A 9663-nucleotide genomic window follows, 5' to 3' on the forward strand; every position below is an offset into this window, starting at 1 on the left:
GATGTTCGAACGCCTGCGTGAAGATATTCAAAGCGTATTCCACCGTGACCCGGCTGCGCGTAACGCCTTCGAGGTGCTGACCTGCTACCCGGGCATGCACGCCATCTGGCTGCACCGCCTGGGCAATGCCTTGTGGAAGCGTGATTTCAAGTGGCTGGCCCGCCTGGTATCGAACTTCGGTCGCTGGCTGACCGGCATCGAGATCCACCCCGGCGCCACCATCGGCCGGCGCTTCTTCATCGACCACGGCATGGGCATCGTCATCGGCGAAACTGCCGAGATCGGCGACGATGTCACCCTTTACCAGGGCGTGACCCTGGGCGGCACCAGCTGGAACAAGGGCAAGCGCCACCCCACCCTGGAAAACGGCGTGGTGGTAGGGGCGGGGGCCAAGGTGCTGGGCCCGTTCACCGTCGGCGCCGGGGCCAAGATCGGTTCCAATGCGGTGGTGACCAAGGCAGTGCCGGCCGGCGCCACCGCAGTCGGCATCCCTGGGCGAATCATCGTCAAGAGCGAAGACAATGAGGTCGAGGCCAAGCGCAAGGCCATGGCCGAGAAGATCGGCTTCGATGCCTATGGTGTCAGTGGCGACATGCCCGACCCGGTGGCCCGTGCCATCGGCCAGATGCTCGACCACCTGCAGGCAGTCGACGAGCGGCTGGAGGGCATGTGCGGCGCCCTGACCAAGATGGGCAGCGATTACTGCGCCAAGGAACTGCCGGCCCTGCCGGAAGATGACTTCACGGAAGTCGCCCAGGTGGCTCAGCGCGACACTCAGTCGCATTGATTGCGCCGCGCTGAAATCATGGTGACATACGGGGCGTGTGCTCACGCCCCCTGTCTGCTACAATCGCGCCCGCCTCCCCGATGCAAACCCGACTAAAGCACTAGGTCTAATAGTTGACTTAAATGCTCGGGAATCGCATACTCGCTCACATCCTGTAACTCCCGTGGTACCCAATAGCCATGCGACTGACTACCAAAGGCCGATACGCCGTGACCGCCATGCTCGACCTGGCGTTGCACGCGCAGCATGGGCCGGTGTCTTTGGCCGACATTTCCGAGCGCCAGGGCATTTCCCTCTCTTATCTGGAACAGCTGTTCGCCAAGCTGCGCCGCAGCAGCCTGGTCTCCAGCGTGCGTGGTCCAGGCGGTGGCTACCAGCTGTCGCGGGGCATGGAAACCATCCAGGTGGCCCAGATCATCGATGCGGTCAACGAATCGGTCGATGCCACCCGTTGCCAGGGCCTCGGGGACTGCCATGCCGGTGACACCTGCCTGACCCACCACCTGTGGTGCGACCTCAGCCAGCAGATCCATGAATTCCTCAGCGGTATAAGCCTGGCCGACCTTGTCATGCGCCGTGAGGTGCAGGAAGTTGCCCAGCGTCAGGACCTGCGTCGTGTCGCAGGCCGAACCGCCCAGCTGGACAAGATTGAGACGTCCGCCGTCGATTGATCCCACCGGGACGACGAGCGACGCCACCGCCTGATAGGAGAGACAAATGAAGTTGCCGATCTACCTCGATTACTCCGCGACCACCCCGGTCGACCCACGCGTGGCCCAGAAGATGGCCGACTGCCTGCTGGTCGACGGGAACTTCGGTAACCCGGCTTCGCGCTCCCACGTCTTTGGCTGGAAAGCCGAGGAAGCGGTCGAGAACGGTCGTCGCCAGGTTGCCGAACTGATCAACGCCGATCCGCGCGAAATCGTCTGGACCAGCGGTGCCACCGAGTCCGACAACCTCGCACTCAAGGGCGTCGCGCACTTCTATCAGACCAAGGGCAAGCACATCATCACCTCCAAGATCGAGCACAAAGCGGTCCTGGATACCGCTCGCCAGCTGGAGCGTGAAGGTTTCGAAGTCACCTACCTCGAGCCAGGCGAAGACGGCATCGTCACCCCGGCCATGGTCGAAGCGGCGCTGCGCGACGACACCATCCTGGTTTCGCTGATGCACGTGAACAACGAAGTCGGCTCGATCAACGATATCGCCGCCATCGGTGAACTGACCCGCTCGCGCGGCGTGCTGTTCCACGTTGACGCCGCACAGTCGGCCGGCAAGGTCGAAATCGACCTGCAGAAGCTGAAGGTCGACCTGATGTCGTTCTCGGCGCACAAGGTCTACGGCCCGAAAGGCATCGGCGCGCTGTACGTCAGCCGCAAGCCGCGCGTACGCCTGGAAGCCATCATTCACGGCGGTGGCCATGAGCGCGGCATGCGTTCGGGCACCCTGCCGACCCACCAGATCGTCGGCATGGGCGAAGCCTTCGCCATCGCCAAGCAGGAAATGGCCGCGGAAAACGTACGCATCAAGGCCCTGAGCGACCGCTTCTTCAAGCAGGTCTCGGACCTCGAAGAGCTGTACGTCAACGGCAGCAAGACTGCCCGCGTACCACACAACCTGAACCTGAGCTTCAACTACGTCGAAGGCGAATCGCTGCTGATGTCGCTGAAGGACATCGCCGTATCGTCCGGTTCGGCCTGCACCTCCGCGTCGCTCGAGCCGTCCTACGTATTGCGCGCCCTGGGCCGCAACGACGAGCTGGCGCACAGCTCGATCCGCTTCTCCTTCGGCCGCTTCACCACCGAAGAAGAAGTCGACTACGCCGCGCAGAAAGTCTGCGAGGCCGTGAACAAACTGCGTGAGCTGTCGCCGCTGTGGGACATGTACAAAGACGGCGTTGACATCTCCAAGATCGAGTGGGCCGCCCACTAAGCAGTCGCCGGCAAGAGCGGCTCCCTGATGAGGAAGGAATTGCACCATGGCATACAGTGAAAAGGTCATCGACCACTACGAAAACCCGCGCAACGTCGGCAAGATGAACGCCGAAGACCCGGACGTCGGTACCGGCATGGTCGGCGCGCCGGCCTGCGGTGACGTGATGCGCCTGCAGATCAAGGTCAACGAGCAGGGCGTGATCGAAGACGCCAAGTTCAAGACCTACGGCTGCGGTTCGGCCATCGCTTCCAGCTCCCTCGCCACCGAGTGGATGAAGGGCAAGACCCTGGACGAAGCCGAGACCATCAAGAACACCCAGCTGGCCGAAGAACTGGCGTTGCCGCCGGTCAAGATCCACTGCTCGGTACTCGCCGAAGATGCCATCAAGGCAGCCGTACGCGATTACAAGCAGAAGAAAGGCTTGATCTAAGTCGCCTGTTGCGAGGTAAGGAGTCCTGATGGCTATCAGCATGACAGAAGCCGCCGCCAACCACGTGCGGCGTTCCCTGGAAGGGCGCGGCAAGGGCGAAGGCATTCGCCTGGGCGTGCGCACCACCGGTTGCTCGGGCCTGGCCTACGTGCTGGAGTTCGTCGACGAGCTGGCGGACGAAGACCAGGTGTTCGAGAACCATGGCGTCAAGGTGATCATCGATCCCAAGAGCCTGGTCTACCTCGATGGCACCGAACTGGACTTCGTCAAGGAAGGGTTGAACGAAGGCTTCAAGTTCAACAACCCCAACGTGCGCGGTGAGTGTGGCTGCGGCGAAAGCTTCAACGTTTGAGGCTGGCTGTGGGTACTCCTTGTCATTTCGCATTGTTTGACCTCCAGCCAAGCTTCCGCCTGGATCTCGACAAGCTGGCCACTCGCTATCGCGAGCTGGCCCGCGAAGTCCATCCCGACCGCTTTGCCGACGCCTCCGAGCGCGAGCAGCGCGTGGCGCTGGAAAAGTCCGCGGCCCTCAACGACGCCTACCAGACACTGCGCAGTGCGCCGCGTCGCGCCCGCTACCTGCTGGCCATCGGCGGCCACGAAGTGCCTCAGGAGGTCACGGTCCACGACCCTGACTTCCTGTTGCAGCAGATGCAGTGGCGTGAAGAGCTCGAAGAACTGCAGGACGAAGCCGACCTCGATGGCGTGGCCGTGTTCAAGAAGCGCCTGAAGGTCGCCCAGGACACACTGAACGAGGACTTTGCCGCCTGCTGGGACGCCCCAGGCGAGCGCGACAAGGCCGAACGCCTGATGCGCCGCATGCAGTTCCTCGACAAGCTCGCCCAAGAAGTGCGCCAACTGGAAGAGCGCCTCGACGATTAACCCGGTGCTGCCCGTGATGGCACCTAAGGTATTCAGATAAGCATGGCCCTACTGCAGATTGCCGAACCCGGTCAAAGCCCTCAGCCGCATCAGCGCCGCCTGGCGGTGGGGATCGACCTGGGTACCACCAACTCCCTGGTCGCCGCACTGCGCAGCGGCCGTAGCGAGCCCCTGCCCGACGCGCAGGGCAACGTCATTCTGCCGTCCGCGGTGCGCTACCTCGAAGGGCGCAACGAAGTGGGGCAGGCTGCACGCGATGCCGCTTCCAGCGACCCGCTGAACACCGTGCTGTCGGTCAAGCGCCTGATGGGGCGCGGCCTGGCCGACGTCAAGCAACTGGGCGAGCAGCTGCCGTACCGCTTCGTTGGCGGTGAGTCGCACATGCCGTTCATCGACACCGTGCAGGGGCCGAAAAGCCCGGTGGAAGTGTCCGCCGATATCCTCAAGGTGCTGCGCGAGCGTGCCGAAGCCACCCTTGGTGGTGAGCTGGTGGGGGCGGTGATCACCGTGCCGGCCTATTTCGACGATGCCCAGCGCCAGGCCACCAAGGACGCTGCGCGCCTGGCCGGCCTGAACGTGCTGCGCCTGCTCAACGAGCCGACCGCCGCTGCCGTGGCCTATGGCCTGGACCAGAACGCCGAAGGCGTGGTGGCCATCTATGACCTGGGCGGCGGTACCTTCGACATTTCCATTTTGCGCCTGACCGCCGGCGTATTCGAAGTGCTGGCCACCGGTGGCGATACCGCCCTGGGTGGTGACGACTTCGACCACGCCATCGCTGGCTGGATCATCGAGCAGGCCGGGCTGTCGTCCGACCTGGACCCGGCCACCCAGCGCGCGCTGTTGCAGACCGCCTGCGCCGCCAAGGAAGCCCTGACCGACGCCGACGTGGTCAGCGTCAGCCATGGCACCTGGCAGGGCGAGCTGAGCCGCGCCGGCTTCGAAGCCATGATCGAGCCCATGGTTGCCCGCAGCCTCAAGGCCTGCCGTCGCGCCGTGCGTGACAGCGGTATCGAGCTGGAAGAAGTCAGCGCCGTGGTCATGGTCGGTGGTTCGACCCGTGTACCGCGTGTGCGTGAAGCCGTCGGAGCACTGTTCGGCCGCGCCCCGCTGACCTCGATCGACCCTGACCAGGTGGTGGCCATCGGTGCCGCCATCCAGGCCGATACCTTGGCCGGCAACCGCCGCGAAGGTGGCGAGCTGCTGCTGTTGGATGTCATCCCGCTGTCGCTTGGCCTCGAGACCATGGGCGGGCTGATGGAGAAGGTGATCCCGCGCAACACCACCATCCCGGTGGCGCGTGCCCAGGAGTTCACCACCTATAAAGATGGCCAGTCGGCCATGATGATCCATGTGCTGCAGGGCGAGCGCGAGCTGATCAGCGACTGCCGCTCGCTGGCGCGCTTCGAGCTGCGTGGCATCCCGGCCATGGTCGCCGGTGCGGCAAAAATCCGCGTCACATTCCAGGTCGACGCCGACGGCCTGCTCAGCGTCGCCGCCCGCGAACTGGGCTCGGGCGTGGAAGCCAGCATCCAGGTCAAGCCGTCCTACGGCCTGACCGACGGCGAAATCGCCCGCATGCTCAAGGATTCCTTCGAACACGCAGGTTCCGACAAGCAGGCCCGCCAGCTGCGCGAGCACCAGGTGGACGGCGAGCGCCTGCTCGAAGCGGTACAGGGCGCCCTGGACGCCGACGGCGAGCGCCTGCTCAGCAGTGACGAGCGCGACGCCATCGAATTCCAGATGCAAGAACTACGTGATTTGCTGGCCGGCACCGATGGCGCAGCCATCGAGCAACAGACCAAGCGTCTGTCGCAGGTGACCGACGCATTTGCCGCCCGTCGCCTTGATTCGACGGTCAAAGCCGCACTGGCCGGGCGCAACCTGAATGAGATCGAGGAGTAACCGATGCCGCTGGTGACATTCCTGCCGCACGAGAAGTTCTGCCCCGAAGGGCTGACCGTGGAAGTCGAGCCCGGGACCAACATCCTGGAGCTGGCCCACGACCATCACATCGAGATGGAAAGCGCCTGCGGCGGCGTCAAGGCCTGCACCACTTGCCACTGCATCGTGCGCAAGGGCTTCGACTCGCTCGAAGAAGCCGACGAGCTGGAAGAGGACATGCTGGACAAGGCCTGGGGCCTGGAGGCTCAATCGCGCCTCGGCTGCCAGGTGGTCGTCGCTGACCAGGACCTGGTCATCGAGATCCCCAAGTATTCGCTCAACCACGCCGCCGAAGCGCCGCACTGAGGTTTGCCCCATGAGCCTGAAATGGATTGATGTACTTGAGATCGCCATCCAGCTTGCAGAAAGCAAGCCGGAAGTCGATCCTCGTTATGTGAATTTCGTCGATCTGCACCGCTGGGTGCTGGCCTTGCCAGAATTCAGCGACGATCCGTCACGCGGCGGTGAGAAAGTGCTCGAGGCCATCCAGGCGGCCTGGATCGAAGAAGCCGACTGAACGCGTCCTGCAGGTTAGGCAATCCCCTGGAACCCGCGTATAATTCGCGGGTTTAATTTTTCGCAACACTCATTTTTCTGGAGTTTTCCATGGCTGTTCAACGTACTTTCTCCATCATCAAGCCTGACGCCGTTGCCAAGAACGTCATCGGCGAGATCACCACTCGTTTCGAGAAAGCCGGCCTGCGCGTCGTCGCTTCGAAAATGAAGCAACTGTCCAAAGCCGAAGCCGAAGGCTTCTACGCCGAGCACAAAGAGCGCGGCTTCTTCGGTGACCTGGTTGCCTTCATGACCTCCGGCCCGGTCATCGTTCAGGTTCTGGAAGGCGAGAACGCCGTTCTGGCCAACCGCGAACTGATGGGCGCCACCAACCCGAAAGAAGCTGCCGCTGGCACCATCCGTGCTGACTTCGCCGTTTCCATCGACGAAAACGCTGTTCACGGTTCCGACTCGGAAGCTTCGGCTGCCCGCGAAATCGCTTACTTCTTCTCCGCTACCGAGCTGTGCGACCGCATTCGCTAAGCGAAGCAGGTCTTGGGTGATTCCATGAGTGACATGACTGGCAAGATCAACCTGTTGGGCCTGACCCTGCAGGAAATGGAAAAATTCTTCGAGTCGATCGGAGAGAAGCGTTTTCGTGCCGGTCAGGTCATGAAATGGATTCACCACTTTGGCGTCGACGATTTCGCCGCCATGACCAATGTCGGCAAGGCCTTGCGCGAAAAGCTCGAGGCCGTTGCCGAGATTCGGGGCCCGGAAGTGGTCAGTGAAGACATTTCCGCCGACGGTACCCGCAAGTGGGTGGTCCGCGTTGCCTCCGGCAGCTGCGTCGAAACCGTCTACATCCCCACCGACGATCGCGGCACCCTGTGCGTGTCGTCGCAAGCCGGCTGTGCCCTGGACTGCAGCTTCTGCTCCACCGGCAAGCAAGGCTTCAACAGCAACCTCACCGCCGCCGAAGTGATCGGCCAAGTGTGGCTTGCCAACAAATCCTTCGGGACCGTTCCGGCCAAGATCGACCGCGCCATTACCAACGTGGTCATGATGGGCATGGGCGAACCCCTGCTGAATTTCGACAATGTCATCGCCGCCATGAAGATCATGATGGAAGATCTGGGCTATGGCATTTCCAAGCGTCGCGTCACCCTGTCCACCTCGGGCGTGGTGCCGATGATCGACGAGCTGGCCAAGCACATCGACGTGTCGCTGGCCCTGTCGCTGCACGCACCGAACGACGAACTGCGCAACAAGCTGGTACCGATCAACAAGAAGTACCCGCTGAAGATGCTGCTGGAATCGTGCATGGGCTACATGTCCACCCTGGGTGGCAAGCGCGTGCTGACCATCGAGTACACCCTGCTCAAGGATGTAAACGACCAGCCGGAGCATGCTGCGCAAATGATCGAGCTGCTGCGCGACGTGCCATGCAAGATCAACCTGATCCCGTTCAACCCGTTCCCGCACTCCGGCTACGAGCGGCCGAGCAACAACGCCATCCGCCGCTTCCAGGACCTGTTGCACCACGGTGGCTTCAACGTCACCACCCGCACCACCCGTGGTGATGACATCGACGCTGCCTGTGGTCAGCTGGTCGGTCAGGTCAACGACCGCACCCGCCGCAGCGAGCGCTACATCGCTGTGCGCCAGCTGTCCGCGGACGCCGAGCTGCAAGACAGCCCCGCCAGCCACTGACCGGGACCTTGCCCATGAGCCTGCGCGCCGCGCTGTCGATCCTTGCGCTTTCGCTGCTGGCCGGCTGCGTGTCGGGCGGCGCGAGCGACCCCCTGGCCAGCCGCCAGGGCAGGGCAGAGGCGGGGCGGGCCTATGTGCAGCTTGGGCTAGGTTATTTGCAACAGGGTTTGACCGAGCAGGCCAAGGCGCCGCTGGGCAAGGCCCTGGCCCTGGATGGCGGTGATGCCGACGCGCACGCCGCCCTGGCGCTGGTCTTCCAGGCCGAAGGCGAGCCGGCGCTGGCCGAAACGCACTTTCGCAAGGCGCTGCACGCACGCACGGGCGATACGCGAATTCGCAACAATTACGGCAGTTTCCTTTATGCTCAGGGGCAATTTGCCGAGGCCGAGCAGATGTTTCGCCTGGCCAGCGCCGATACCCTGTATCCTGAGCGCTCACGCGTGTACGAGAACCTGGGCCTGACGGCTCTGAAGCTCGAGCGCCGCGACCAGGCGCATGCGTATCTGCTGAAAGCTTTGCAACTCAACCAGCGGCAACCGAAAGCGTTGCTGGAAATGGCTGAGTTGTCCTACGAAAACAGGCATTATGTGCCGGCCCGGGACTACTACGATCGTTTCAGCCAGTTGAGCGACCACGATGCCCGTAGCCTGCTGCTGGGCAGCCGCCTTGCCAGGGTATTCGACGAGCAGGGCACACTGGCCGAGCTGGGCCAGCAATTACAACGACTTTATCCCGGTACGCCGGAATATCAGCAATACCTGTCGGAGCAACGATGAAAGCCGCGCATCCCGAAGTAGCAGTAGCGCCTGGCCAGAACCCCGGTGAGCTTTTGCGTCAGGCCCGTGAGAACCGGGACTGGTCACAAGCCGAGGTGGCCCGCAAGCTCAACCTCACTGTCAGTTCGTTGAACCACGTGGAAACCGGCGCCTTCGACAAGCTGCCGGGGCATACCTTCGCCCGTGGTTATATCCGCGCCTATGCCAAGCTGATGGACCTGGACCAGGCTGCCCTGGTGGAGGCCTTCGACCGTTACACCGGCACCCACGCCAAAGGTAGCGACGTGCACTCGCTGGGCCGTATCGAAGAGCCGGTGCGCCTGTCGCACAATATCCTGCGCGGCGTCAGCCTGCTGCTGCTGGTGGCCGTGGTCGGCGGCGGCTTCGTCTGGTGGCAGGACCAGGGCAGCCTGCGTGGCAAGGACCTGGCCAAGATCGCCCTGGAGCACGTCGAAGTCGAAAGCGCCGACGGTACCACCCAGATTCACCCGCTCGATGAGCCTGAAGACCAGGCTGTTTCCGCTGGCCAGCAGCCTGAGAGCGCGCCGCTGCCGTTGGAGCAGGGCGCTGCCGAGCAGCCTGCCGCCGCCGAACCGGCACCGGCAAGCCCGGCACCTGCTGCTACCGCTGCCGCAGTGCCGGCACCGGCCCAGCAGGCGCCTGTGCCACCGGTCGTCACCGCCCCTGCTGCCGCGCCTGCG

At 63.3% G+C, this 9663-nt stretch carries 13 protein-coding genes; all 13 read left to right on the forward strand.

The window, feature by feature from the left end:
• Position 1 precedes the first annotated feature (1 nt).
• Positions 2-787, forward strand: coding sequence for a serine O-acetyltransferase (gene cysE, locus B2790_RS11480; RefSeq protein WP_046615813.1), 786 nt, complete (start codon positions 2-4; stop codon positions 785-787).
• A gap of 179 nt (positions 788-966) precedes the next feature.
• Positions 967-1458, forward strand: a complete 492-nt coding sequence (iscR, locus tag B2790_RS11485) for a Fe-S cluster assembly transcriptional regulator IscR (protein WP_286918870.1) — start codon at positions 967-969, stop codon at positions 1456-1458.
• Between the two features lie 46 nt (positions 1459-1504).
• Entirely contained in the window at positions 1505-2719 is a 1215-nt protein-coding gene (locus tag B2790_RS11490) for an IscS subfamily cysteine desulfurase (RefSeq protein ID WP_013971017.1), read from the forward strand.
• A 46-nt stretch (positions 2720-2765) separates the two neighbouring features.
• Positions 2766-3152 carry a Fe-S cluster assembly scaffold IscU gene (gene iscU, locus B2790_RS11495; RefSeq protein ID WP_003248539.1) on the forward strand — a complete coding sequence of 129 codons (387 nt, stop codon included), beginning with the start codon at positions 2766-2768 and terminating at the stop codon, positions 3150-3152.
• Positions 3153-3180: 28 nt separating this feature from the next.
• A complete protein-coding gene (gene iscA / locus B2790_RS11500; RefSeq protein WP_003257854.1) occupies positions 3181-3504 on the forward strand; it encodes an iron-sulfur cluster assembly protein IscA in 324 nt (107 codons plus the stop codon).
• 8 nt (positions 3505-3512) lie between these two features.
• On the forward strand, positions 3513-4034 hold the full coding sequence (gene hscB / locus B2790_RS11505; protein ID WP_015269012.1) for a co-chaperone HscB: 522 nt from the start codon (positions 3513-3515) through the stop codon (positions 4032-4034).
• 42 nt (positions 4035-4076) lie between these two features.
• Positions 4077-5939 (forward strand): Fe-S protein assembly chaperone HscA, encoded by a 1863-nt coding sequence (gene hscA / locus B2790_RS11510; protein WP_286918871.1) that lies wholly within the window; start codon positions 4077-4079, stop codon positions 5937-5939.
• A 3-nt stretch (positions 5940-5942) separates the two neighbouring features.
• Positions 5943-6284: an ISC system 2Fe-2S type ferredoxin gene (gene fdx / locus B2790_RS11515; RefSeq protein WP_025337773.1), complete on the forward strand. Its 342-nt coding sequence runs from the start codon at positions 5943-5945 to the stop codon at positions 6282-6284.
• Between the two features lie 10 nt (positions 6285-6294).
• Entirely contained in the window at positions 6295-6495 is a 201-nt protein-coding gene (gene iscX, locus B2790_RS11520; protein WP_003257859.1) for a Fe-S cluster assembly protein IscX, read from the forward strand.
• Between the two features lie 89 nt (positions 6496-6584).
• Positions 6585-7016 carry a nucleoside-diphosphate kinase gene (gene ndk, locus B2790_RS11525; protein WP_013971021.1) on the forward strand — a complete coding sequence of 144 codons (432 nt, stop codon included), beginning with the start codon at positions 6585-6587 and terminating at the stop codon, positions 7014-7016.
• Positions 7017-7040: 24 nt separating this feature from the next.
• Positions 7041-8186 carry a 23S rRNA (adenine(2503)-C(2))-methyltransferase RlmN gene (gene rlmN, locus B2790_RS11530; protein WP_046615810.1) on the forward strand — a complete coding sequence of 382 codons (1146 nt, stop codon included), beginning with the start codon at positions 7041-7043 and terminating at the stop codon, positions 8184-8186.
• A gap of 14 nt (positions 8187-8200) precedes the next feature.
• Complete coding sequence (gene pilW / locus B2790_RS11535) at positions 8201-8962, forward strand: type IV pilus biogenesis/stability protein PilW (protein WP_274119726.1); 762 nt, start codon at positions 8201-8203, stop codon at positions 8960-8962.
• Positions 8959-9663: helix-turn-helix domain-containing protein (locus tag B2790_RS11540; protein WP_286918872.1), on the forward strand; the 705-nt coding region annotated here is incomplete at its 3' end. The genes pilW and B2790_RS11540, both read left to right, overlap by 4 nt.

Origin of the sequence: Pseudomonas sp. UBA6753 (assembly GCF_002453565.1) — a bacterium.
Lineage (GTDB): Bacteria > Pseudomonadota > Gammaproteobacteria > Pseudomonadales > Pseudomonadaceae > Aquipseudomonas > Aquipseudomonas putida_Z.